The 24920-nt window shown below is 63.6% G+C and carries 23 protein-coding genes; 12 read left to right on the forward strand and 11 right to left on the reverse strand.

Translation table 11 applies throughout. The features are described 5' to 3' along the window. Nucleotides 1-22: 22 nt before the first annotated feature. Nucleotides 23-226: a hypothetical protein gene (locus GEV02_RS10630; protein ID WP_008443885.1), complete on the reverse strand. Its 204-nt coding sequence runs from the start codon at nucleotides 224-226 to the stop codon at nucleotides 23-25. Between the two features lie 124 nt (nucleotides 227-350). After that, on the reverse strand, nucleotides 351-1253 hold the full coding sequence (locus GEV02_RS10635; RefSeq protein ID WP_152837949.1) for a LysR family transcriptional regulator: 903 nt from the start codon (nucleotides 1251-1253) through the stop codon (nucleotides 351-353). Between the two features lie 314 nt (nucleotides 1254-1567). On the opposite strand from GEV02_RS10635, the gene GEV02_RS10640 reads away from it, so the two are divergent. After that, complete coding sequence (locus tag GEV02_RS10640; RefSeq protein WP_152837950.1) at nucleotides 1568-2563, forward strand: alpha/beta fold hydrolase; 996 nt, start codon at nucleotides 1568-1570, stop codon at nucleotides 2561-2563. A 48-nt stretch (nucleotides 2564-2611) separates the two neighbouring features. Here GEV02_RS10640 and GEV02_RS33535 read toward each other — a convergent pair whose 3' ends face one another. Both GEV02_RS33535 and GEV02_RS10645 read right to left on the reverse strand, forming a co-directional pair. After that, complete coding sequence (locus GEV02_RS33535) at nucleotides 2612-2743, reverse strand: hypothetical protein (protein WP_268878626.1); 132 nt, start codon at nucleotides 2741-2743, stop codon at nucleotides 2612-2614. Nucleotides 2744-2797: 54 nt separating this feature from the next. Beyond that, a complete protein-coding gene (locus GEV02_RS10645) occupies nucleotides 2798-3064 on the reverse strand; it encodes a hypothetical protein (RefSeq protein WP_152837951.1) in 267 nt (88 codons plus the stop codon). Between the two features lie 63 nt (nucleotides 3065-3127). Between GEV02_RS10645 and GEV02_RS10650 the strand changes: the two genes are divergently transcribed. Continuing rightward, a complete protein-coding gene (locus GEV02_RS10650) occupies nucleotides 3128-3871 on the forward strand; it encodes a substrate-binding periplasmic protein (RefSeq protein ID WP_152837952.1) in 744 nt (247 codons plus the stop codon). A gap of 13 nt (nucleotides 3872-3884) precedes the next feature. Here the strand turns inward: GEV02_RS10650 and GEV02_RS10655 are convergent, their stop codons facing one another. Then, nucleotides 3885-4769 (reverse strand): dienelactone hydrolase family protein, encoded by an 885-nt coding sequence (locus GEV02_RS10655; RefSeq protein WP_152837953.1) that lies wholly within the window; start codon nucleotides 4767-4769, stop codon nucleotides 3885-3887. Between the two features lie 114 nt (nucleotides 4770-4883). Next, complete coding sequence (locus GEV02_RS10660; protein WP_152837954.1) at nucleotides 4884-5954, reverse strand: S41 family peptidase; 1071 nt, start codon at nucleotides 5952-5954, stop codon at nucleotides 4884-4886. Between the two features lie 187 nt (nucleotides 5955-6141). On the opposite strand from GEV02_RS10660, the gene GEV02_RS10665 reads away from it, so the two are divergent. After that, nucleotides 6142-8364 carry a TonB-dependent receptor gene (locus GEV02_RS10665; RefSeq protein ID WP_174999041.1) on the forward strand — a complete coding sequence of 741 codons (2223 nt, stop codon included), beginning with the start codon at nucleotides 6142-6144 and terminating at the stop codon, nucleotides 8362-8364. Between the two features lie 20 nt (nucleotides 8365-8384). Next, nucleotides 8385-9431: an enolase C-terminal domain-like protein gene (locus tag GEV02_RS10670; protein WP_152837956.1), complete on the forward strand. Its 1047-nt coding sequence runs from the start codon at nucleotides 8385-8387 to the stop codon at nucleotides 9429-9431. On the opposite strand, the gene GEV02_RS10675 is transcribed toward GEV02_RS10670, so the two are convergent. Continuing rightward, on the reverse strand, nucleotides 9358-9987 hold the full coding sequence (locus GEV02_RS10675; protein ID WP_174999043.1) for a TetR/AcrR family transcriptional regulator: 630 nt from the start codon (nucleotides 9985-9987) through the stop codon (nucleotides 9358-9360). The genes GEV02_RS10670 and GEV02_RS10675 overlap by 74 nt on opposite strands. Nucleotides 9988-10038: 51 nt before the next feature. On the opposite strand from GEV02_RS10675, the gene GEV02_RS10680 reads away from it, so the two are divergent. Genes GEV02_RS10680 through GEV02_RS10710 form a run of 7 tightly spaced genes read left to right on the forward strand, consistent with a single transcriptional unit; the run spans nucleotide 10039 to nucleotide 18164 of the window. Next, nucleotides 10039-11643 (forward strand): serine hydrolase domain-containing protein, encoded by a 1605-nt coding sequence (locus GEV02_RS10680; RefSeq protein WP_174999045.1) that lies wholly within the window; start codon nucleotides 10039-10041, stop codon nucleotides 11641-11643. Then, complete coding sequence (locus tag GEV02_RS10685; RefSeq protein ID WP_152837959.1) at nucleotides 11636-12961, forward strand: MFS transporter; 1326 nt, start codon at nucleotides 11636-11638, stop codon at nucleotides 12959-12961. Before GEV02_RS10680 ends, GEV02_RS10685 begins: the two co-directional genes overlap by 8 nt. Beyond that, nucleotides 12958-14418, forward strand: coding sequence for a M81 family metallopeptidase (locus GEV02_RS10690; protein WP_152837960.1), 1461 nt, complete (start codon nucleotides 12958-12960; stop codon nucleotides 14416-14418). The genes GEV02_RS10685 and GEV02_RS10690 overlap by 4 nt, the downstream gene beginning before the upstream one ends. Before the next feature lie 14 nt (nucleotides 14419-14432). Beyond that, on the forward strand, nucleotides 14433-15686 hold the full coding sequence (gene kynU / locus GEV02_RS10695) for a kynureninase (protein ID WP_152838082.1): 1254 nt from the start codon (nucleotides 14433-14435) through the stop codon (nucleotides 15684-15686). Beyond that, nucleotides 15683-16522, forward strand: a complete 840-nt coding sequence (kynA, locus tag GEV02_RS10700) for a tryptophan 2,3-dioxygenase (RefSeq protein ID WP_328595780.1) — start codon at nucleotides 15683-15685, stop codon at nucleotides 16520-16522. Before kynU ends, kynA begins: the two co-directional genes overlap by 4 nt. Nucleotides 16523-16553: 31 nt before the next feature. Beyond that, nucleotides 16554-16913 (forward strand): RidA family protein, encoded by a 360-nt coding sequence (locus GEV02_RS10705; RefSeq protein ID WP_152837961.1) that lies wholly within the window; start codon nucleotides 16554-16556, stop codon nucleotides 16911-16913. A gap of 9 nt (nucleotides 16914-16922) precedes the next feature. Next, nucleotides 16923-18164, forward strand: coding sequence for an NAD(P)/FAD-dependent oxidoreductase (locus GEV02_RS10710; RefSeq protein ID WP_152837962.1), 1242 nt, complete (start codon nucleotides 16923-16925; stop codon nucleotides 18162-18164). 112 nt (nucleotides 18165-18276) lie between these two features. On the opposite strand, the gene GEV02_RS10715 is transcribed toward GEV02_RS10710, so the two are convergent. Both GEV02_RS10715 and GEV02_RS10720 read right to left on the reverse strand, forming a co-directional pair. Continuing rightward, the gene (locus GEV02_RS10715; protein ID WP_152837963.1) at nucleotides 18277-19077 is read right to left on the reverse strand and encodes a hypothetical protein; all 801 of its coding nucleotides are present in this window, start codon (nucleotides 19075-19077) and stop codon (nucleotides 18277-18279) included. Nucleotides 19078-19139: 62 nt separating this feature from the next. After that, entirely contained in the window at nucleotides 19140-19748 is a 609-nt protein-coding gene (locus tag GEV02_RS10720) for a hypothetical protein (RefSeq protein ID WP_152837964.1), read from the reverse strand. A gap of 437 nt (nucleotides 19749-20185) precedes the next feature. Here GEV02_RS10720 and GEV02_RS10725 point away from each other — a divergent pair, with 437 nt between their 5' ends. Further along, nucleotides 20186-21547: an integrase family protein gene (locus tag GEV02_RS10725; protein ID WP_328595781.1), complete on the forward strand. Its 1362-nt coding sequence runs from the start codon at nucleotides 20186-20188 to the stop codon at nucleotides 21545-21547. A 15-nt stretch (nucleotides 21548-21562) separates the two neighbouring features. Here the strand turns inward: GEV02_RS10725 and GEV02_RS10730 are convergent, their stop codons facing one another. Both GEV02_RS10730 and GEV02_RS33670 read right to left on the reverse strand, forming a co-directional pair. Further along, nucleotides 21563-24487, reverse strand: coding sequence for a bifunctional DNA primase/polymerase (locus GEV02_RS10730; protein ID WP_174999047.1), 2925 nt, complete (start codon nucleotides 24485-24487; stop codon nucleotides 21563-21565). Next, the gene (locus GEV02_RS33670; RefSeq protein WP_328595782.1) at nucleotides 24484-24840 is read right to left on the reverse strand and encodes a hypothetical protein; all 357 of its coding nucleotides are present in this window, start codon (nucleotides 24838-24840) and stop codon (nucleotides 24484-24486) included. The genes GEV02_RS10730 and GEV02_RS33670 overlap by 4 nt, the downstream gene beginning before the upstream one ends. Nucleotides 24841-24920: the final 80 nt, after the last annotated feature.

Here is a 24920-nt window from a genome sequence, read left to right on the forward strand (position 1 = left end):
TGTTCGAGGGTTGCTGCGTGAATTACAGTGCTGCTTTTTCTGCGGCGGTCAGGCGTTTGGCGCTGACGGTGACTACCTGCATTTTGCTGGTGTCGGCCTTGGCGGCGACTGCTGCCACCGGGGCTGCGCTGTGCATGGCCGGTACGGCTGCGGTGGCGAACGAGGTGGCGCTGGCGACGACGATTGCTGCGACGAAGATGGCTTCCATGTTTTTGGCGATGTTCATTTTGAGCTCCTTGGGTTGTGTGGTTCACTGCGTTTTGTCTTGCGTTGAGTGAACTATAGACAAGGGGCCCCCGTACATCCATCGGGATGTGACGAACTGCAAAAACGAGGGGGCAGAATGCGGATTAGCGGTTTGAAACTGCGCCGCACAGCAGGTCTTGATTGCTGGCGTAGAGCTGCGTCAGCCAGGCGGAGACGGTTTTGAAGCGGGCGATGGAGCCGGCGTCGCGATGGCTGAGCAGCCAGATATCGCGCTGCACCTCGACGCCGCTGCCGATGCGTATCAGATCTTCCTGCTCGCCCAGCAGGCAGGGCAGCAACGCCATGCCGACGCCGGCGCGGCAGGCGCGCACCATCGTGCTCAGGCTGTTCACCTTCAGCACTTTGCGCGGTTGCGGGTCCATCTGCGCCAGCCACTGCATTTCGCCGGTGCCGGCCAGCGCGTCGTCGTAGGCGATCCACGGCTGGGTGCCCCAGCAGGCGCGCGGCGTGTCGGCGAAGCTGGCGTGGCCGTAGACGGCGAAGCCGAGATCGCCCAGCTTGCGCATCACCAGCGCCGCATCCTCGCCCGGCTTGCCCAGGCGCAGGGCGAAATCGGCCTCGCGGCGGGTGAAGGACAGGTTCTGGTTTTCCGCCTGCAGCGTCAACTGCAGATGCGGATGCTGCGCGTGCAGGGCGGGAACGTGGTCCAGCAGCCAGTAGTCGAACAGGAAGTCGATCGAGGTGATGTTAACCGGGCCGGCGGTGGCGTCAGCCTCCTGGGTAGAGGCTTGCAACATGCTCTGGACGTTGCCGTAGACCGCTTCGCCGTGCTGGACGAAGACCTGGCCGGCGTCGGTCAGCTGGTAGCCGGTGTTATCGCGGATGAACAGGCGCAGCTTCAGGGCTTTTTCGGCGGCGGCGATGCGGCGGCTGATGGTCGAGGCGTCCACGCCCAGCTGGCGGCCGGTGGCGCTCATGCTGCCGCTGCGCGCCAGCGTCAGGATCAGCGGGATGTCGTTCCAGTCGAATTCGGTATTTGAGGGCATGGAGGATGTCGTTTCATGGGGGAGGGCTGCATTTTTGCAAAGCCAGCTTGCAGGGCTGTCTGTTCCGCAAATGCGCCGGCTGGCCTAAGATTCAACCCATCGCAAGGCCAAACGTGCGAAGCACTGTAGCACAGGCCCTTGTAGCCAAGTATCAACTAAAAGGAAGAAGTTGCTGTAAAAGAATTGATTGAAATAGCTTGCTATTGAATAGCGTGCGATATATATTGGGCACGTGGGCAACACAAGAATCGCCAGTAAGAATGTAGAAATGTAGTTTCCTATTAAATCGTTAACTAACTAAAATGGAGTCCATCATGAGCAAAACTACCCAAGACCAAGCAGTGAACCCATCCCGCCGCTCCGCCATCTTCGGTGGCGCCGGCGCCGCAGTCGCCGCCGTGGCCGTGCCGCTGGCCGCGTTTGCCGGGGGCAGCGCACAGGCCGCGCCGGTCATTCATGGTGGCGCAGTCAGCAAAACGGGCAGCACCATCACCACCCGCGACGGCGTCGAGATCTACTACAAGGATTGGGGCCCGCGCACCGGCCAACCGGTGATCCTGAGCCACGGCTGGCCGCTGAACGCCGACAGCTGGGAATCGGCCGCCTTCCACCTGGCCAACAACGGCTTCCGCGTCATCACCCATGACCGCCGCGGCCACGGCCGTTCGAGCCAGCCTTGGGACGGCAACGACATGGACCACTACGCCGACGACCTGGCGCAGCTGATCGAAGCGCTGGACCTGAAAAACATCATCCTGGCCGGCTTCTCGACCGGCGGCGGCGAGGTGGCGCGTTACGTGGGCCGTCACGGCACCAAGCGCATCGCCAAGCTGGGCCTGATCTCCGCCGTGCCGCCGCTGATGCTGAAAACCGCCACCAACCCGGGCGGCCTGCCGATGGAAGTGTTCGACGGCATCCGCGCCGGCTCGGTCGCCAACCGCGCCCAGCTGTACCTGGACATCGCCTCCGGCCCGTTCTACGGCTACAACCGTCCGGGCGCCAAGCCTTCGCAGGGCATCATCCAGGCATGGTATGCGCAGGGCATGCAGGCCGGCCACAAGAATACCTATGACTCGATCAAGGCCTTCTCCGAGACCGACTTCCGCGAGGATTTGAAAAAGTTCGACAAGCCGACGCTGGTCATCCATGGCGACGACGACCAGATCGTGCCGATCGACGCCGCAGGCAAAGCCTCGGCCGCCATCGTCAAGCACGCCAAGCTGATCGTCTACCCGGGCGCGCCGCACGGCTTGACCGATACGCACAAGGACCGCTTCAACGCCGACTTCCTGGCCTTCGCCAAGTCTTAAAATGAAGAAAGGGCCCCGAGGGGCCCTTTCTTTACGTCAGCCTAACGCTTAGAAGCAGCAGGCCAGCATCTTGACGCAGCACTCCAGGCCGCCGCAGCAATCCATGGTGCTGGCGTAGGCGCCGGCGGATGCCAGCAGGATGGCCGTCACGGCCGTTGCTTTGATGATGATCGATTTCATGGTGTTTCCTTATAAAAGTAAAAGTTGTTTGCTTGATCGAAAACACTTTCACCGTCAGTCGGGAGGACACCACACTTTGGTCGGTGGGGGAGGCAGCATGGCGGGGGCGGGGCATTGCGCCGCCACGCTGGCGGGCGGCGTCGCCTGTTGCGCGATATCGCCCAGGGCGGCCGGCATCGCCGACGGCAGACAATCGGCCGCCACGCACTGCGTCACCGGGCAATCGGCGCTCTTGCAGCAGGCATGCGCGGGCGCGGCTGCCAGCACGGAGCTGTACAGCACGAAAACCACCGCGACAAAGAGGGCCAGGACGTTACGCATCCGAGCATTGTAGCAAGGTCAAGGTTAGGGCGAGCTTAAATCGGGCCATGCTATATTTCAACTATGAAAATGTCCCTGACGGCGCTGGCGATATTGTGCTTGGGCGTGCTCCACGGAGCGGCGCGGGGCGAGGTCGTCAACGTTTATACCAGCGCCCGTGTCGCACCACTGGTGATCGGCGACGGCGGCGGCATCTATTCTGACATGGTGGCGTACCTGAACCGCAAACAACTCGGCCAGCTGAGTTTTAAATTGATCTATCTGCCGCGCAAGCGCTTGCAGCTGCAAGTGGAGCGGGGCGAGTTGGACGGCATCGTCATCGGCATGATGCCGCACTGGTTTGACGACGCCGCGCAGAAAAAATACCTGTGGACCGCGCCGTTCGATACCGACCGCTACGTCATCGTGCTGCCTGCGGGGCAGGCTTTCAACATGTCCAAGCCCGGCGCGCTGGCCGGCCGCACGGTCGGCATGGTGCTTGGCTACAGCTATCCCGATCTGGAAGACTGGATGCACCAGCAAGGCCTGGTCCGCAGCGACGCCGCCAGCGACGACCACAACCTGGAAAAGCTGCGGCTGGGCCGTGTGGACAGCGTGGCCGCCGCCGGCGCGATCGTGCGCTACTACATGAAGGTGCACGCGATAGACGCGGGCAAGTTCCAACTGCAGGAGTTGCCCTCCCAGCTCACCGAGCGCCGTTTCCTGGTGCCTCATTCCAAAGTGTTGGTCTACGACAGGATCGCCCCCGTGATCCGGCAGCTCAAGGACGATCCCGAATGGCAGCGGTTGAAGGCCAAATACGAATAGGCCGCTGCCTGCCTCAAGCCAGCCGTGCGCGGAAGAAGTCGGTCGTGCGCTGCCAGGCCAGCTTGGCGGCGGCGGCGTCGTAGCGCGGTGTGGTGTCGTTGTTGAAGCCGTGCTCCACGCCCGGATACACGTGGTACTGATAGGTCGCCCCGGCATCCTTCAGTGCCTGCTCATAGGCAGGCCAGCCGGCGCGGATGCGCTCGTCGTTGCCGGCGTCATGGATCAGCAGATGCGCCTTGATGCGCGCCACGTCCGCCGCCGCCGGTTGTCCGCCGTAGAACGGCACGGCCGCCGCCAGTTCCGGCAACTGCGTGGCCAGGTAGTTGGAAATCCCCCCGCCGAAGCAGAAACCGACCACGCCCAGCTTGCCATTGCCTTCCGGTTGCTGTTGCAGCCAGCGCGCGGCGGCGACGAAGTCGGCGCGCGTCTTGGGCTGGTCCAGCTTGCCGAACAGGGCGCGCGCCTTGTCCTCGTCGCCGGGGTAGCCGCCCAGCGTGAACAAGGCGTCCGGCGCGAAGGCGATGAAGCCGTCCAGCGCCAGGCGGCGGGCGATGTCTTCGATGTGCGGGTTCAGGCCGCGATTCTCGTGCACCACCAGCACCAGTGGCAGCTTGCCCTTGGCGTCGGCGGGCGAGACCAGGTAGCCGCGCACGGTGCCGTTGCCCTGCGGCGAAGGCAGCTCGACGAAGCGGGCCTTGATGCGGCGGTCGTCCGCGTTGACGACCGGGGCGGCGAAGCTGGGGCTGAGCGTGGCGAGCAGGCCGGCGGCCGTGGTGCCGCCCACCGCATAGCGCGCCGACGACGACAGGAAATCACGGCGCGAGATGCCGCCATGTACGTACTGGTCGAACAGCTTCAATACTTCCGGGTCAAAATCGGCAGCGGTTTTGCGTGTCATGTCTCGATTCCTCAGGCAGGTGGGCGAGCGGCTAGTGTAGCGCGATGCCGTGCTAACGGCGCTGCGCGCGGGAGGAATATTTACGCATATTCAAGTGTGGTTTTTGGATCAGGCCTAGAGCTTGGTCTTCCCCTGTAGCGCCAGGTTGTGAGCGATGTTCTTGGGATCGCAGCGCAGGCATTCCACATCGGGACGCACGCCACGGTCTTGCCAGTTGCCGCCGGTGGTAGCGTCGATGGCGCGGGCCACCGGCACCCAGGCCTGGAAATGTTCGGACAAGGGGAAGCGGTCCGCCAGATGGGCGCTACCCATGGTGGGGCCGCCGACGATCGTGGCGCGTCCCGTCTTCTGCATCGCATAGGCCAGCGCCTCCGCCGTGCCGTGGGTGTTGCGCGTCGTTAGGATGTACACCGGCCGCTTGCTGCCGTAGCGCGGGCCGATCGGCTGGTCATCGGTCCAGTTCTGAACGGTCAGATTGTCTTTGCGGTAGTAGATATCGCCCAGATGCATGCGCTGGTCGTAGAAGTAGGTCGCGAAGGTATTGGCCGCCTCCGGCCAGCCACCGACATTCAGGCCGAAGTCGATGATGATGGCGCGCGTGTCCTTCAGCTTTTCCATCGCGCTGGCGTATTTGTCGCGGGCGTTGTAGAAGTGGTCGAACTTGAGAATCTGCAGAAAGCCGATATTCCCTTCAAGGATCTGCACGTTCCAGACGCCGCCGTCGCCCATGGCGCGCTGCGCGCCGGTAAGCCAGCTCTGCGGCCAGGATTCGACCGGCTCGATATCGCGCACGGTGCCCGGCGGCGTTTCGCCGGCGACCGGCAGCGGCAGATATTCCAGCTGCAGTTCGCGGTCCGATGCGGCCACTTGCATGTCTTCGGAGATGCTGTGGGCCAGGTCGCGGCCTTCGCCCAGTTCGTCGTACGTACCGTCCGTCGCGCGGCGCCGCAGCGCGGCTTCGACCAGCGGGGTTTTTTCCGGGATCACATAATTTTCACGCACGGAAAACAGCGTGCGGCCGACCAGCGCGCCACGCTCGTCCGGCGGCAGCGGCTCCGCCATTTTTTCACCGCTGCGCACGGCGTTGAACGTCATTGGCACGACCACCAGTCCGTGAAAAGCCAGCAGGGCGCCAAGGATGGCGATGCGCAGACTGCGGTCGATCAGGGTGTTTGCTGGGGCCAAGGAATTCTCCGTCGGTGGAAAGATATCTGCATGCTATTGCATTTTTTATCATCTGGAAAGCAAAGAACCGCGTCGAAAATATCGCTTGCACTGCTCGCAATAGCACGCGCATAATCGTTAAAAAAACGAATGTTCATTCATTATGGAGACGACGATGCGTACGTGTGACCGTGGTTCTGGCTCGAAATTGAAACTGACATATCTCCCCCTGGCGGTGGCGTGTGGCACGCTGCCGATTGCCGTCTGGGCCGAACCACCTGCCTCCGAGGCTGTCACCGCGCCGGCGGCGAGCGCCGACGGCGAGCCGATCGAGGTTGTGACCATCACCGCGCAGCGCCGCCGCGAACCGGCGCGGGAAGTGCCGTTGAGCGTGGACGTGGTCAAAGGCGAGGCGCTGGAGCGCGGCGGCTATCAGTCCTTGGGCGACCTGGCGGCACTGCTGCCGGGTGTCAATCTCAACCAGGCGGGCGGCGCCACGGGCCAGAGCCAGATCACCATGCGCGGCGTTACCACCGGCTCGCAGGTCGGCGCCACGGTCAGCATGTATATCGACGATGTGCCGTTCGGTTCCAGCTCCGCCTATGCCGGCGGCGGCTCCAGCGCACTCGATCTGGGCTTGTTCGACCTGGCCAATGTGGAGGTGCTGCGCGGACCGCAAGGCACGCTGTACGGTGCGGGCGCGATGGGTGGCTTGATCAAGTATGCCGCGGTCGAACCCGACACCGGCGAGTTCAGCGTGACAGCCACGGGCGAGCTGTCACGCAAGCAAGGCGGCGAATCCGGCCACGTGTTGCGCGCCGTGGTCAACACACCACTCAAACCGGGCGTGGCCGCGATGCGGGCCACGCTCTACCGGCGCGCGGACGGTGGTTTCATCCGCGACTTGAATCATCCTGGCGGCGCGTCCGATGGCTCGACCACCTCGGGCGGGCGGCTGGCCTTCCTGCTCACGCCGAATAAAGATCTGTCGCTGCGCGTCACCGCCTTAAGTCAACGCCAGCGCCACGATGGCACTACTGCCGAGGACATGAACCTGGCCACGATGCAGCCGGTCGATGGCGCGGATACCATACGGCGCTTTATCTCCGAGCCGGTCGATGTGGGCAACGATCTTGTTTCGCTGGCGATCAAGGCCGATCTGAAATGGGCCACGCTGGACGTCATCAGCGGCTGGCAGCGCTCCACCAACCACGGCCGGATGGACCCATCGGCCTTCTATGTGCCTTTGCTGGGCGCGGCCGGCATCAACGCCGCCGGCTACGCCCTGGGCTATTCGTTCTACAACCGCAAGCTGACCCAGGAAGTGCGCCTGACTTCACCGCGCAGCAAGATATTCGAGTGGCTGGCCGGGGCCTTCTACACCAGCGAGGATGGCTCCAAGAATCAGCACATGGATCCGCTGAACGCTGAGCGGCAGCCTGTCGCGCCGCTGCTGCTCGACGCCACGTTTCCCTCCACCTTCCGCGAGGCGGCGCTGTTCGGCACCGGCACGTACTACACCAGCCAGCAGACCGACCTGTCACTGGGCGTGCGCCGCAGCCAGAACCGCCAGCATCTCGACAATCAGCTCAGCGGACTGTTCGCGCCGGCGTCGCAGCCGGCGGCCGATTCGTCCGAAGGTGTGACCACCTGGATGCTGACCGCCCGCTGGCGGCCCGCCGCCAGGCAGGCCCTGTACGCGCGGGTGGCCAGCGGCTACCGTCCGGGCGGCCCCTTGCCTGTGATCCGCAATCCGCTGACCGGCGAGCCTCTGAACAAGCCCGCCTTCCGCTCCGACAGCCTGTGGAGTTACGAGCTGGGCTGGAAGGGCGATTTGCTGCCGAACCTGCTGGCATCGGAATTGGCGCTGTACCAGATCAACTGGAAAAACATGCAGGTGTTCAGCGGTGGCGGCGGCTTCGGCGGCATCAGCAACGCCGGCAGCGCCCGCTCACGGGGGCTGGAGTGGACCTTGCGCAGCGCGCCGATCGCCGGTTGGCGGTTGTCCTCCGCGCTCAGCGTCATCGACGCCAAGCTGCTCGACGCCAGCTCGGATCTGGGCGGCAAGGCCGGCGAACGCTTGCCCGACACGGCCCGTGTGTCGACCGCGCTGCAGGCCGACCGCGAATTCCAGCTCGGCGGCCGCGACGCCTATGTGGGCGCCACCGCGCGCTACACCGGCGAGCGCTTCAACACCTTCTCCGCCGCGCCCGGCATACCGCTGTATCGCATGCCGGGCTACGCCACCGTCGATCTGCGCGGCGGCATCGAGTTCGAACAATTCGCGCTGTCCGCCTTCATCCGCAACCTGGGCGACCGGCGCGGCCAGACCGCGGCCGATACCACCCTGAGTTCGCTGGGCGGCCCGGGCCGGATCAATCTGATCGCGCCGCGCACCTTCGGCCTGCAACTCAGCAAGTCCTTCAAGTGAGATACGGAGTTCATACCACCATGCACATCGAAACTTTTATCGACGAGGTATTGTTTAAGCAACCGCTGCGGATAGCCGGCCGCACGCTCACCGGTCAATCCGTGCTGCGCATCGCGGTACACCATGGGCCGAACGTGGCGCATGCCGAAGCGGCGGGTGTTTTCTACCGGGGCGATAGCGGCGCCAGCATGCGGCGCGAGATCGAGACATTGCTGCCGGACCTGCCCGCCGACTTGCTGGGCGTCTGGGGTGCGGTGCGCCGGATGGCGCCGGGAGGCGCGCGCAATGCGCTGGACTGGGCCTGCTGGCAACTGGCCGCCGCCGCGCGCGGCGAGCCGACCTACCGGCAAGCGTTCCTTGCCCGCGTGCGGCCGCTGGTCACGATGGTCACGCTGGGCGTCGCCGAGCCGCAGCTGATGGCGCAGGCGGCGCTGGCTCTGCCGTCTGCCCGGGCGCTCAAGCTGAAGCTCGATGGCGGCGAGCAGGACGCGGCCCGCGTGATCGCCGTCAGAAAGGTGCGGCCGGATGTCAGGCTGTCCATCGATGCCAACGAAGGCTGGTCGCTCGAACATCTCGACCGCATGATGGCGGTGCTGGTCGATAACGGCGTGGAGCTGATCGAGCAGCCATTGCCGGCCGACGCCGACAGCGCGCTGGAGCGGATGCGCGCGCCGATCCCGCTGGCCGCCGACGAATCCCTGCAAACCATGGCCGATCTGGATCGCGTCCAGGCGCGCTACCAGGTGGCCAACATCAAGCTCGACAAATGCGGGGGACTGAGCGAGGCGCTGGCGCTGGCGGCAGAAGCGCGGCGGCGCGGCCTGCGCGTGATGATCGGTTGCATGGGCGGCCGTTCGATGGCGCTGTTGCCGGCGTTTATCGCGGCCCAGGGCGCCGATCTGGTCGATCTCGACGCGCCCCTGTTCATGGCCAGCGACACCACGCCGGCCGCGCTGTATCACGGCGGTTGCATCAGCTACGCCGAGTCGGCGTTCAGTCCGAGCCCGTCGGCCGCAGCGGCGCCGTATAGCGTTTCACCCGCACCGGTGCCCCATGCAGTTGCGTAATCAACATGCGCGCCGCCTTCAGCTTGGCGTCGTTGCAGGAGGGGACGCCGATCAGCATCTGCGCCTGCGCCGACAACAGCAAGGACATCAGCGCCTCGCCGATGGCCTGCACATCCTGCGTGCCGCCGTCGCTGGCGACGCGCGCCGCCGCCCCCAGCACTGCATCGCGCAGGCGGGTGAAGTTGCGCACCACCACCGCCTGCACCTCGGCGTTGCGGCGCGCGATGGCGGCCACTTCCAGCGCGGTGCACGCCGCCTGGCTGGCGGAACCCGGCGCCTCCAGCGCCTGCAAGATGGCCTCGATCAGACCGAGCAACTCGCCTGCGGTGGCGCAGGCGTCGAACGGCTCGCCGTTGACGCCGGAATCGATCAGCTGCAACAGCACCTCCTCCTTGGAACGGAAGTGGACGTACAGGGAGCCGACCGACAGGCCGGCCTGGGTGCTGACGTCGCTCATCGTGGCCGCGTGCACGCCCTTTTTCTCGAAGACGATCTGGGCCGCAGTGAGTATCTGTTTGCGCATCGACGCCATGTGGCGCTCATCTCTTTTGGGCATGGCTGACATTAAAAATGAATGATTATTTATTTTACTTTGAAAGAGTATGCAATGGCTAACACTGAAATCGAAAAACTGGCAGCTGTAATGAATGAATTCGCCGGCGCCGGCGCCCCCGGCGCCATCGTCAGCGTGCGGCGCGGCGGCAAATCGCTGCTGCGCAGCGGCTTTGGACTGGCCAGCCTGGAATCGGGCCTGGTCAACACGCCGTCGACCAAGATGCGGATCGGCTCGACCACCAAGCACCTGGCTTGCACGCTGGCGCTGCTGCTGCGCGACCAGGGCAAGTTGTCGATCGACGAGCCGGTGTCGCGCTGGCTGCCGGAACTGCCGCCGTCCCAGGGCCGGCGCACGCTGCGGCAATTCATGAACCACACCGGCGGCACCCGCGACTACCTCGACCTGTCGCTGCTGTCGAACGGCATGGTGCTGGTGCCGGGCGAGGCGGCGTTCGACTACCAATGCCGCCAGCACGACGACAACTTCGCCGCCGGGGCCCAGTTCATCTACAACAACGGCGGCTATCGCATGCTGTCGATGGTCATCGAACGGGTGCTCGACATGCCGCTGGCGCAGGCCATGAGCGAGTACCTGTTCGAGCCGCTGGGCATGCACGACACCTCGCTGTGGAGCAGCGATCTCGATCCCCTGCCGGGCAGCGCGGCCACCCACATCGCACGGCCGGACGGCAGCTTTGGCAAGGGCATCTTCCCCTCGGTGATCCTGGGCGAGGGCGGGGTCGCCTCCACGCTGGACGACATGCAGCGCTGGCTGGCGCACCTGCTGGCGCCGACCTTGTGGCCGGCCTCGTTGTCGATGGAGATGCTGGCGCCAACCGAGCTGAACAATGGCTATGTCACCCCCTATGGTTTCGGCCTGATCCGTGAACAGTGGCGCGGCGTGACGCTGGTGCACCACGCCGGCGGCGTGGTCGGCGGCACCTGCCAGATGCTGGCGGCGCCGGAGCACGACATCCAGATCGTGGTCATCACCAACCGCAGCGACAAGGCGGCCCCGGCGCTGGCGGAACAGTTGCTGGCGGCCTTGCTGGACGAGACGCTGGAACCGGCCGCGACGCCGGCCGATCCGGCGCTGATCGACAGCTGCGGCGGCGATTATTACTGCCGCGCCAGCGGCCGCCACTACTCCATCGTGCTGCAGGAGGGCGTGCTGTGCCTGAAGGACTTCGGCATGCCGCTGCCGCTGCAGCAGGGCAGCGGCGATACCTTGCACATCAATCTGCTGTCGGTGATTGTGCTGGAGGTGGAGGCGCTGCGCGACGCGGCGGGGAAGGTCCACGCCATCGACGTCACCCAGCAGGGACGGCGCATGCGTTGCGAACGCGTCGCCGCCGAGGACCGGGCCGCGCTGACGCTGGCGCAGTTTGCGGGCAACTGGGTCAGCACGGAACTGGGCGCCGACATCGTCATCAAGTCCGAACCGGGCAGCATGCGGATCGCCGGCCTCTACGGCCGCAACACTTACAAGCTGGAGCCGCTGCTGGCCGACGTCTGCCTGCTCAGCTGCGATGATCCGGCGGTGCCGCTGGCGGGCACGCTGCGTCTGAGCGGCGCGGCGGGCGAGCGCCGCCGGCTGGTGCTGGATACCGCGCGCACCCGTGGCCTGAACCTGGACGAGGGGGGCGCTCATGGCTGAACCGCGTCCACCTGCGCGCCTGGTGGTGGCCGGCTTCGGCGCCGGCCCGCTCGGCTCGACGCTGGCCTCCGGCGTGGTGCCGCTGCTGTTCCTGTACTACCTGACGGAGTACGCGCAGGTGCCGGCCGGCGTCGCCGGCGTGCTGCTGGCGCTGCCGAAGTTCGCCGATCTGTTGCTCGACCCCTGGCTGGGCCGGCGCGCCGATGCCTGGGCGCGCGCACTGGGCAGCCGCAGCCTGCTGCTCATGCTGATCGCATGTGCCTTGCCAGTGCTGAGCGTGTTGATGTTCCTGCCAATGACCGACCTGGCGCTGCCGTTGCGGGTGGCGGCGTTTGGCGTGCTGCTGGTGCTGCAATCGCTGATGCTGACGGTGTTCGCGGTGACCCACACCGCCATCGCCAGCGACATCGCCGCCGATATGGCGGGCCGCAGCACGCTGATGTCGGCGCGCGCGCTGGGGCAGACGGTGGCGGGGCTGGCGGTGTCGGTGCTGGCGCCACAGCTGGTGTCGGGCTTTAAGACCTTCCACGGCGGCTACCTGGGCATGGCGCTGGTGCTGGGCCTGGCCTCGATTGCCGCCAGCGGCGCCTGCTGGCTGGTGGTGCGTCGCGTGCCGATGCGCGACGGACCGAGCGCGGAAGCATCGCTGTCCCTGCTGCCGGCGCTGCGGCGCACGCTGCGCAACCGGGCCTTTTATTGCGTCGTGATGCTGTTGATATTGCTGGGCGCCAGCAGCACGGCGCTGTTCGCGGCGCTGCCTTACGCCAACCAGCACCTGTTGCGCGCGCAACCGGACAATCTGTCGCTGCTGCTGACGCCGATCTTCTTGTCGGTGCTGGCCGGTGTGACGGCGGCGCCGTGGCTGACGCGGCGCGCGCCGCCGCAGACAGTGCTGGGCGGCGCGCTGCTGGTGGCGCTGGCCGGGGTGTCGTGGCTGACGGCCGGGGCGCGTGGCAACGGGCAAATGATCGCCGCGTCCGTCGTGTTCGGGCTGGCGTTCGGCGTGCTGACCGTGCTGATCTCGACGCTGGCGATGGAAGCCGCCACCAAATCCTCGGGCGAGGGCGAGAGCCTGGGCATGTATCTGGGCATATTGTTTTCGGCGGAAAAACTGGGCCAGTCCCTGGGCGGCATTGTGGTTGGATTCGGCCTGGACTGGGTCGGCGGACTCGGCGTGGACGCACCGCCTGCGGCGCTGTCGCGCCTGGTGGTGGTGTGGATCGGCGCGCCGGTGTTGCCGCTGGTTGCCGCGCTGCTGATGCTGTTGTTACTGACTTCGCGCCTGCGCGCGTTCTGGCATAAGGAAGCTGTTCAATGAAAATCTTCACCTCCGCGCTGGTCACCGAGACCAACACGTTTTCCACTTTTCCCACCACGATGGAGGCGTTCGAGGAGCTCGGCATCGTGCGCGGCCCCATTACTGCCGCCGCCTTGACCGAGACCGGCGCGATTGGCGGCCAATGGCGCCGTCTGGCGCAGCACTATGGCGACGAATTGCACGAGGGCTTGTACGCGATGGCACAACCGGCCGGCCGCGTGCCTGCGGCCACGTATGCCCAGTTGCGCGACGAACTCGTCGAGCGGGTCCGGCAGGCGATGCCGCTGGACATGGCGCTGCTGTTCCTGCACGGCGCCATGGCGGCCGAAGGCGTGGACGATTGCGAAGGCGACTTGTTGCGCGCGGTACGCGAGGTCGTCGGCGCCGGCTGCGTGATCGGGGTCGAACTGGACCCGCACTGCCATCTCAGCACCGCCATGACGACGCATGCCGATGCGATCGTGCTGATGCGCGAGTATCCGCATACCGATTTCGAGCAGCGGGCGATTGAATTGTTCGAGCTGTGCCGCGCTGCCGCCAGCGGTGCGACCAAGCCCGTCATGGCCGTGGTCGATTGCCGCATGGTTGGCTTTTATCCCACCACGTCGGAACCGATGCGCGGCCTGGTCGCCGCCCTGTACGAGGTGGAGCGTCGCCCCGGCATCCTGTCGGCCAGCCTGGTGCATGGCTTCCCCTGGGGGGATGTGGCCGACGCCGGCAGCAAGGTGCTGGTGGTGGCCGACGGCGACCGCTCGCTGGCCGCGAGCGTGGCCCAGGAGCTGGCGCAGCGCTTTTACCGCTTGCGTCACGCGTTGCGGCCTACCTTGCAGAGCATCGATCAGGCGCTGGCGGCGTTGCCCGCAGGCGCGGCGCCGTTGATCGTTGCCGATGCGGGCGACAATCCTGGCGGCGGCGCGCCATGCGACCATACGGTGTTGCTGGCGGCCCTGCTGCAGCGGTCCGAGCTGCGCAGCGCGGTGGGCATGCTGTGGGATCCTGAGGCGGTCGAGCTGTGCCACGCGGCCGGGGTGGGGGCGCGCTTGCATCTGCGCATAGGCGGCAAGGCTGGCCCTGTATCGGGCCAACCGCTGGAAGTGGAAGTCGTGGTGCGGGCGACCGCAGAGCGCCATACACAACAGACTGCCGGCATGAGCGACCCGCTGGGACGGGCGGCATGGGTGCGCGCCGGCGCCACGGACATCGTGCTGATCAGCCGGCGCCAGCAAACCCTGTCGCCGAGCGCGTTCACCGGACTCGGTGTGCCGCTGCATGAGGCACGGGTGATCGCTGTGAAATCCAGCCATCACTATTACGCCGAGTTCCAGGCGCTGTCCACCGACTGCCACATCGTTGAAACCGGGGCGGCGCTGTCGATGGATTTCGCGCATCTGCCGTACCGGACGCGCGGCCGCGATTATTTTCCCGCGGTCGAGAACCCGGCGCCGGAGCTAGCATGAGCGCCGCCGCTGCAATGACGACGCGGGAACAAGCGCAGGCATGGGATCGCGACGATGCACTGGCCGGCCACCGGGCGTTGTTCGATTTGCCGCCTGGCCTGATTTACCTCGATGGCAATTCGCTGGGCGCGTTACCCCGCGCCACGCCGGAGCGCGTGAGTCAGGTCGTGCGCGGCGAATGGGGACAGGGCTTGATACGCAGCTGGAACAAGGCGGGCTGGGTCGACCTGCCGCGCCGCGTGGGCGACAAGATCGCGCGTCTGGTGGGCGCCGGGGCCGGCGAACTGGTTGTGGCGGACTCGACTAGCGTGAACGTCTTCAAGACGCTGCATGCCGCGCTCGCCATCGCCAGGCAGGATCATCCGGGCCGCCGTCTGATCGTCTCGGAGCGGGATAACTTTCCCACCGATCTGTACATCGCCGACAGCCTGGCCCGCGAGCAGGGCTGCACGCTGTTGCTGGTTGACGCCGTCGAGCAGCTGGGACCGTTGCTGGACGATGGCGAAGTGGCGGTGCTGATGCTTACCCACGTCAACTATCGTACCGGCCGCATGCACGACATGGCGGAGCTCAACCGCCGCGCCCATGCGCAGGGCACGCTGGTGTTGTGGGATCTGGCGCATTCGGCGGGCGCGGTGCCGCTGGACCTGCATCGGGACGATGCTGATTTCGCGGTCGGCTGCGGCTACAAATATCTGAACGGCGGACCCGGCGCACCGGCCTTCGTGTGGGTCCATCCGCGCCACGCAGGGCGTTGCACGCAGCCGCTGTCGGGATGGTTCGGCCATGCGGCACCGTTCCAGTTCACGCCGACCTACACGCCGGCGCCGGGCGTGGGGCGCTACCTGTGCGGCACGCCCGCCGTACTGGGCATGGCGGCGCTGGAGTGTGGCGTCGACACGCTGCTGGCGGCCGGCGATATGCAGGCGCTGCGCGCCAAGTCGCTCGCCTTGACGCAGCTGTTTATCGAGCTGGTCGATCAACGTTGCGCCGGGCACGGTCTGAAGTTGGTCACGCCGCGCACGGTTCACTTGCGCGGCAGTCAGGTTTGCCTGTCGCACCCCACCGATGCCTACGCCATCATGCAGGCGCTGATTGCGCGTGATGTCATCGGCGATTTTCGCGCGCCCGACATTTTGCGTTTCGGCTTTACGCCGCTGTACACGCGCTTTGTCGACGTGTGGGACGCGGTGGATAGACTGGAGCAGGTGCTGTCGTCCGGCGCCGCGCACGAGACGCGCTTCCAGCAGCGCGAGGTGGTGACGTGAGGGCGACAGAACGCATCGTGCACGAGGAGCGGGCCCGGCTCGATTTCTCCAGGGAGATGAGCTACTCGGATTATCTGCATCTGGATCAGTTGCTGGACGCGCAGCGTCCCTTGTCGCCGGATCACAACGAGCTGCTGTTCATCATCCAGCACCAGACCAGCGAGCTGTGGATGAAGTTGTTGCTGCACGAGTTGCAGGCGGCCATAGGCTGCGTGGCGAACAATGAGCTGGACAGCGCGTTCAAGATGCTGGCCCGTGTGCGTCAGATTCTGCGACAACTGGTGGACGCCTGGAATGTGCTGGCGACGCTGACGCCACCCGAATACAGCGCCATCCGGCCCTATCTGTCCAACAGCTCAGGCTTTCAGAGTTGGCAGTATCGTTGTGTGGAATTTTTATTGGGGAACAAGAATGCCGCGATGCTCAAGCCGCACGCGCATCACGCCGGGCGTCTGCTCGATGTCGAGCTGACTTACCGTCAACCGTCGCTCTACGACGAGACCTTGATGTTGCTCGAACGCCGTGGCTTTGCCATTCCCACCGAGCATACGCAGCGCGACTGGACCGAGCCTCATGTGGCGAGCCCGGCTGTCGAGCAGGCCTGGCTGGAGGTGTATCGCAGTCCCGAACGGCACTGGGATCTGTACCAGTTGGCCGAAGCGCTGGTGGATGTCGAAGAGGCATTCCGGCTGTGGCGCTTCCGTCACGTCAGCACGGTCGAACGCGTGATTGGTTTCAAGCGTGGCACGGGCGGCACCTCGGGCGTTTCCTATCTGCGCAAGATGCTTGACGTGGTGCTGTTCCCGGAGCTGTGGACACTGCGCACTGTGATGTAATGAAATACCTTTCAAACCAAAGGAGTTTTCCATGTCGTTAAATACAAGCCTGCCGTTTTCCAAGATCCGGCGTGCGGGCGGTCTGGTGTTCCTGTCCGGCGAGTTGCCGCTGAACGCGGACGGTTCCATCCCCGAGGGAATCTCGGCACAAACCGACCTGACCTTGCAGCGCATCGGCGCCACGCTGGCGGACGCTGGCCTGACCTTGGCGGATGTGGTGCAAGTGACGGTGTACCTGAGCCATCAAGAAGACTTCGCCTCATTCAACGAGATCTATCGCCGGCATTTCAGTGCTCCCTTTCCGACGCGTACCACGGTGGTGGCCGCGCTGGTTGTGCCGTCGGCACGCGTCGAGCTGACGGTGGTCGCGGCCGAGCCAACCCCAAGCTGAGCGCGGCCGATGGCACAGGAGATATTGGTAGTGGGCGCCGGCATGGTCGGCGTCAGTGCCGCGTTGGAATTGACGCTGCGCGGTCATGCGGTAACGCTGGTGGACCGGCGCGCGCCTGGACAGGAAACCTCGTACGGCAACGCCGGCGTGATTCAGCGGGAAGCTGTGGAACCGTATGGCATGCCGCGCGATATAGGGACATTGCTGTCGGTCGCGTTGCGGCGCTCGTTGGACGTGCATTACCACGTCGGAGGATTGTTGTCGGTGCTGCCGCAGTTGTTCAGATACTGGCGCGCGTCGGCGCCGGAGCGGCATCGGCAAATCAGCCGCCAGTACGCCAGCCTGATCGCGCATGCGACCAGTGAGCATGAGCGCTACATGGCGTTGGCCGATGCGCAGGATCTGGTGCGCAAAGAGGGCCTGCGCCTGGTGTATCGCACGCCGCAGGCATTCGACCAGGCCTTGCTGGACTCGGAGCGCTTGCAGCGCGAGTACGGAATTGTGTTTGCGCCGATGGATGGCGATGCGCTGTCCGCAGCCGAGCCGGCTTTCCGTATCGCGCTGGCGGGTGCGGTGCACTGGCTGGACTCCTGGAGCGTCAGCGATCCCGGAGCGTTGGTGGAGCGGTATGCGGGGCTGTTTCAGCAGCAGGGCGGGCGCCTGCTTGTCGGGAATGCGGAGAGCCTGCGTGAAACCGCCTCTGGCTGGCAGATCGACACGACGCAAGGGACGGTCGACGCCGCGCATGCGGTGGTGGCGCTGGGCCCGTGGGCCGCGCAGTTGACGCGTCGCTTGGGCTATCGGCTGCCGCTGTTTGTCAAACGCGGCTATCACCGGCACTACACCGGCGGCGCCAGCGTCAAGCTGCCGATGCTGGATGCCGAGCGCGGCTACGTACTGTCGCCGCAACGACGCGGCCTGCGCCTGACCACCGGCGCTGAAATCGCCCACCAGGACGCCCGTCCGACCCCGCACCAGCTGACCGGCGCGGAAGCAGAAGCGCGAGGCTTGCTGGCGCTGGGCGAGCCGGTGGAGGCCGATCCTTGGCTAGGAAGCAGACCTTGTTGCGCCGACATGAAACCGGTGATCGGCCGGGCGCCGCTGCATAAGGGCTTGTGGTTCAATTTCGGCCATGGGCATCAGGGCTTTACGCTGGGGCCGGCCAGTGCTCGTTTGTTGGCCGATCTGATCGAGGACCGCGCACCTTACACCGACGCGCAACCGTTCTCGCCAGCCCGATTTGGTGCTTGATGCCATCGTGAGACTTAAAGGTTTCGTTTCGCTTCAACCGTCGCGGGCCTCGAATCTTCGAGGATGGAGCATGTTGTGGCTAGTTTAGTGCCCATCGAACCTCGGCGATATTCTAGCAAGTGCCGTCACCGCGCACCAACGTTGCCATGCATTGCACGATAGGTGCGTAGTCAACGGTGGCGGCGGTATGAGCGCGCGCGCCGGCATAGTTACGCAAGACTTCCTGCTCGTCGGCCCCATCCCTGGACAGATGAAACATGACCAGTGCAGCGATCTGTAGTGATTGGCGTTCGTCTGCCAAAGCGGCGCCCAAGCTGTCGTCGGAGCCTCTGAAGCTTGCATACATTTTGTTCTTGATACCAGCCTGGGCTGCGATCCGGCGTATAGTGGAAATCCGGATTTGTGCTGGGCCCAGCGATAGGTCCGGCAGGCGGCCGAAAAGCTGGAGGTAGGCGTGGGCATAGTGCCACTCCATCCAGCGATGTAAGCCAGTGCGGTTAAATTTTTCAACCGCCACCGCAGCGATGGCCAACTCCGCCGCATTTATCTTACGCTGCGCCACTTGCTTGCTATCCGTGTCTTCGGACGGTAGCTCTGCGGCGGCTGTGACTTCTTGGTTCATCTGCAAAAGATAGCGCTGTTCTGGCCATTCCCCAGGTTGTTTGCTGACGCTGGCGCCGGTCAGGTAGCCGGACTGCAGAAGAATATTGATGCCGATACGTTGTCGGATGTATTCGTCCTGTCCGGTTACTTTGACCGGCGGTACTGCACCTGCGGATTCCATCGGCGTGACTATCACCGGGATCGGGGTCGGCCCATCTTTTTGGGCCGCTAGATAATTGAGTTGCTGCGGTGTGATCAAAAACATCGCAAACAGCGCCAGTACGCCACCGGCTAGGGCCACGGTGAGCATCGAAGGTGGCAGCAGCAGCCTGCGGGCTCGCCGCGGGAGAGCCCGCAGGCTTCGGAGTAGCGTCATTTGGTGATCACTCCCATGATGGAAGTTGCGATGCCCGAATTAATCAACCACAGTGCGCCGACCCTTCCCAGCTCTTTTTTCGACACCATTTTCTCGTCAGCAGGGATTTCGTCCAGATGCTCACCGACGAAAACTGCAGCAAGTAAGCCCATCAATGTTATATACCCAAAGGCGAACATGTACAGTGCATATATGCCAAAGAAGGTGAGTTTCAGATGCCCTATTTCCGGGTTCGACAGCAGATCCCAGTAGACAATGATGGGCCAAGCTGACAGGAAAGCAGCGCTGAAGCCTGCCAAGAAAAAGGTAGGCATCCATTGGACTCTCAAGCGTTTGTAAAAACTATGGCAGGTGCTGGTGCCTCGACCGCCACCCCGCCGGTACAGCCAATAGCCACTGATGAAGCTGGCAAGTAACGGCGCTGACATCTTTAGAAGCAGCGACAGCACCACCGTGCGCGATGGCCGATCCGAAAACAACGACTGGAAGGTAAAGTAAAATTCAGTAGGGATGAGCAGTGACAGTAATCTGCCTAGCGCCATGATCAGGAAGACCATCAAGACCAAAGATGGCCCGTGGATCAGTGAGCGTACGCGACGTTTCATGAGCTAGCTCCATTCCGGCGATTGGATTACCTATTATAGATTTATTTACAATATGTAAGCTATCCAAGCATTACGGAATGTAGCGCGGGCGCACCCTGGCATTTCGCAAGCAAGTGCCGCTACCCTCCAAAAATTCACATGGCATCTACATGAGACCAGAAAGCAAAAAGCAAAAAGCCCAGCCGGTAAGGGCTGGGCTTTTTGCTGGATATTGCTGGTGCCGACTGCCGGTTTCGAACTGGCCACCTGATGATTACAAATCGCCAAAACAACCTATTCAGGAAGATTCGTGGGTGTTGATTTGTGTCGATATATTTCAATAAAAATCAATGACTTAGATGGAAATCGTTACTCCTTGTGTTGATTTTTGTTAATTGATATACTGCCATCCGTTGAGCCATTTGGGGTACAAATGGGGTACAAGGAATGAGGGAGCAGTGGCAAAGATTCGATTGACGGCAGCACGTATTGCAGCTTTCACCTGCGAGCCGGGCAAGGCCCAGGACTTTTTATGGTGCGAGGAAGCGCCGGGCCTAGCAGTCCGGGTAACGCCTACGCGCAAGGGTAAGACCGAGCCGACCAAGACATACATCTTTCAGGGGAAACTGAAACGTCAGGTGATACGCATTGCCATCGGCGACGTGGCCACCTACACCATCAAAGAAGCGCAGCGCATCGCCAACAAGTACCGGGCTGAGATCGATCACGGCCAAGACCCCCGTGCAGTGCGCCAGGATGCCTTGTCGGCGGAGCAGGCTGCGCGTGAGGCGCGGGAGCAAGAGGAAGCAGGCGCGAAGGCTGAAACCGCTGCTCAAGAACGCAGGGCGCGGATAACGGTGGGCATGGCTTGGGCCGATTATGTGCGGGAAAAGGAGGGTGGTTGGTCCGCGCATCACCTTCGCGCCCACGTCAAGCTGATCCAGGAAGGTGGTTTGCCACGGAAGCGCGGTACCAAAGAAACTAAGGCTGGCCCTCTAGCGGCGCTGTCGCCGTTGCCGTTGGCGACCTTGGACCATGATCGCGTCGAGGCGTGGGCGAAGGACGAAGCCACCACCCGCCCTGCCAGCGCACGCTTGGGCGTGAGGCTGTTGAAGGCTTTTTTGAACTGGTGCATGGAGCACAAGGACTACGCCGCGCTGGTCGCGGGGAACGCGGCCAGCAGCAAGAAAGTGACTAAGGCTGTAGGGAAACCGAAGGTCAAGAAAGATTTGCTGCAAAAAGAGCAATTGATGGTGTGGTTTGAGGCGGTGAGGGCAGTTGGAAATCCAGTCATAGCCGGGTACTTGCAGAGCCTGCTGTTGCTCGGATGCCGTCGCGAGGAACTGACGCATTTACGCTGGACCGATGTTGACTTCACTTGGTTGAGTCTGCGCCTGGGTGACAAGGTCGAGGACGAGCGGGTTGTACCACTTACGCCATACGTTGCTGGTCTGATCGAAGCGCTGCCGCGTCGGAATGAATGGGTGTTCAGCAGTCTGGCGGCGCAATCCGGCAGGCTGGCCGAGCCAAGATATGCCCACAACCAAGCGGTGAAGAACGCAGGCTTGCCACACCTGACGCTGCACGGTCTGCGCCGTTCGTTTGCGACCTTATCGGAGTGGATCGAGATGCCGGCTGGAATTTCGGCCCAGATTCAGGGCCACGCGCCGCAGGGTGTGCGGGAGCAGAACTATATCCGGCGCCCGCTCGACCTGCTGCGCATGTGGCACATCAAGATTGAGGAATGGATGTTGACGCAGGCCGGTGTGATGCCAGCCGCTGAGGATGACGCCGCGCCAGAGCTGGCGACGGCGGCGTAGGTGTCGCGCTGCTGATTAGCCGCGCGGAAGGTAGGCGCGGGAGCGGCCGTTCTTGATAGTGACTTTACCCTGTCCTTCCAGCGCCTTCATCGCCTGTTCGCGGTCTTTCAGCGCCGCCGCCCCGTAGACCTTGCAGCGATCAACCAGGATGCCTTCAGTGATCGGCTTGCCGTGCTTCTTGAAGTGCGCGACGATCTGCGTGTAGGCGAGCGTTTCGATCTTGGCATGCTTGCTGCCGAAAAGGTGGGAGCGGATGTCGGCCATGAAGGCGTTCGTGGCGTTGATGACGATTGCAAGCGCCGCTTTGAAGTGTTCAGCATCAACTTCTTCTGCCCATGGGGCGGTGGCCAGTGCCAGCGTCAGCGCTACACGGCTTGCGTTCTCGACGGTGCGGGTCAGCATGGTGCTCTCCAACTCGTCCACGCAGGCATTGCGGCGGTCAACGATGTGCAACTGGGCTTGGCGTACCAACCGCGCGGCGGCGGCGGAATAGGGCACCATAATTGGCTGGTATCGATGGGTTGCCGCACCAATCAGGTCGCCCTTCTCTTTGATCGCCTGCGCATGTTTCTCCACGCGGTCTTTGATTGCCGTCAGCCACGCGATCACGGACTCCGGGATCGGCTCGTTTGCGCGGTCGAAGTTGGGCATTGGGATCTTGTCTGGTGCGCGGAAATACAAGATGCGTGGCAGGAAACCGCTGCCGATCACGTCGTCCGACATACCCTTAAACAAGGTCACGGCGGTGGTGGCACCAAAGATTGACGGGCAAGGGCTGGACAAATCAGTGCGCTCGCGGCCGTTCACTTTCTTGCTGTCTTGAATACCGTACTCCGTACCGCGATAATTCTCGCCGCCCTTCGTGTACAAATCCATGAACGTCGTGCCGATACGGGCTTGGTAGCTCGCTGCGCTCGGGGCAAAGACGCTCTGCAGCACTTCGCCCAGCTCATCCATGACGAACGTGCTGGCCGGATTGCGCCCCATGACCGTCAGCACGGCAGTGTCGCTTGCCGGCTTGCCCGCTCGGCGAACCGGGTCGTATGCGTCGAGGATTTTGATTACCGTACTCAGCGCGTTCTCCTTGCCGCTTCCCGAAGGCCCAACCACGATCGTGTACGTATTGGTGTGCGAGCCGCTGCTGCCAATGAAGTCGCGGGCCAGCACGCTGGAACATGCGGCGAGGGCCGTGCACTGCTCGAACGCGGGCTGGACGGTGCGGGCGGTGCGCGCGCTCCAGGCCGCAATATCGCGCATCACACCGGGCAGTTCTACCTTCACCGTGGAATCGATTACGTTCGAAGCCATGTCTGCTTCAACAACCGCCTTTTCGGCCAATTCCAAGGCTTCATTGTCGAAATCAGCGTCGGACATGTGGCCAGCAGCTTCTTTTGCGCCATAGCTGTTCGTTGCCGCGCTCTTGGCGATGCGGTCTACTTCGTTCTCAGGCAGCGGCTGCTTGCAGCGGTGTTGATTCTCGATGTTGAGGGCGGCGCGGATGCTTTCTGGCAACAGACCGAGGCGGGCCATGTTGCCGCCCAGCTTGAACAGGGCGTTATTACGGCCGCCCTCTGGAATGCGGTAGCCCACGGGCGCCGCAGCAGGCTTTGCTGGCGAATTCATGGCGGCCTTCGTGACCAGCATGCTCTGCCACAAGGCCAGCACGGCGGGCGGCAGCTCTGGCAGGTTTTTGAAGTCGCCCGCGCCGGCCCATTCGTAGGGTTTGCCGGTGGTCGGGTGGATGGTCGGTGGGAGTACGTCTTGGCAGCCCTTGACGCTGGCGGAGCGGAATTCAATCAGCATCGAGCCGTCATGATTCTTGACTTGCACGATCTCCAGCGGCGCGATACCTCGCGGCAGGCGATATACCAATTTGCCACGGTTCGGTTGGCCGGATTTGATCTGAACGGCGTCGTCAGCTGCCAGCAAGGCGAGCAGGTCGATGTTGCGGGCCTCGAACCACGCCACTGCGCTCTCGAAGTTGTCCAAGTCGATGGCGCAGGTGCCCGACAGGGCGTGGATAAGGCCCAGTCCTTCGTGGGTGACTTGATCGAGCGTGATCGGGGAGTCTTGCCAGTTCTTGGTTTTTGGCCCTTTGGTGCCCGTGGCGATGCGGCACAGTTTGAAGCCGGCAGTCATGTATTCGGCTGCGATGGCACGGTTCACGGCAATACGCATGGTGACATCCTGCCCGATTGCCTGGAAATCGGTGCATGCGGCATCCGGCACGTAAGACGCAATGGCATCGTCTTCGATTGGTTTCTGTTCTTCTGCGCGGACGGCTGCCGACGTGTTGACCACCATCGCGGTAGCGGTCATCTTGGACGTCACGCTCAGATGGGCGCTACCCGCGATGACCGTGACTGCCGGCAGCGACTGACCTTCCCACTGATAGGTGGCACCCGACTGGTGCAGCGAGCCGGCGCCCATGACGCTGCCGTTTTTTGCGTGAATCTTGGCGTTCTGGATGCGGCCGAAGTTCAGATCCTGTTCGGCCGTCACCTCGATGTAGACGTGGCGCGTGCCGTTAGGGGTGAGTACCTGCCCGCAGGTGCGGAAGCTGCCATTGATCTTTGCTGCAACTTGCGCCATTGCCTCTTCACCCAGCAGACCGTCTGCGGGCACCTCAACCGCGACCAGTACGTAGTCGCTGCCTTCCTGTTTGCGGCCAGTCGCAACGGCGAAGTTCATGTTGGGCCACTTTTCAACCCAGCCGAGAATGATGGCTGGGTCGCACGTCGAAGTCAGGTGGGTGAAGTAGCTGCACGGATGTGCACCATTGTGAACGGCTGGGTGATCGTGGCCGCAATCGCATTTACCGTCAGTAATGCCATTGATTGGGTAGACTGACCAGCCACGTTTCGCGTAGGCCAGTGCGTAGTCCAGCACTGGATTGGCGGCGCGCAGGGGCGGTGGCAGTTTGATGGCTTCAGCGATCATTGAATGCCCTCCACGCCCATCAGGCGGCGGATCGCATCGACAGACCACGCCAGGCGGCCATTGATTCGGATGGGGCGGATCGGCCCGTCCTCGAAGCATGCCCAGCTGCGCAGCGTTTGCTGCTTGCGACCGAGCCAGTAGGCCGCGCAGGCGGTGCCGACGTGGGTACGCTTTTCGTCGCGCAGCGAGGGGTGGGCGAACGCGAAATGCTGGCGGACCGGCTTGTTGTCGTTGTTGCCGACGATGATCTGGTCTTGGGCGGAGTTGGTGGCGAACAGGAATTTGCCGTATGCCATTGCGGCGTTCGGCGCGACCCACTGGTGCGGGACGTACTGGTGAGACGAAGGGTGCATGATGACTCCTTGTTGTTATGGAGTCGCCAGCATTTCAGTGGTCGTGCTTTTCGACGCTATGTTGCTTCCTAACCGTTACC

Source organism: Rugamonas aquatica, assembly GCF_009380215.1.
GTDB classification, from domain to species: domain Bacteria; phylum Pseudomonadota; class Gammaproteobacteria; order Burkholderiales; family Burkholderiaceae_D; genus Rugamonas; species Rugamonas aquatica_B.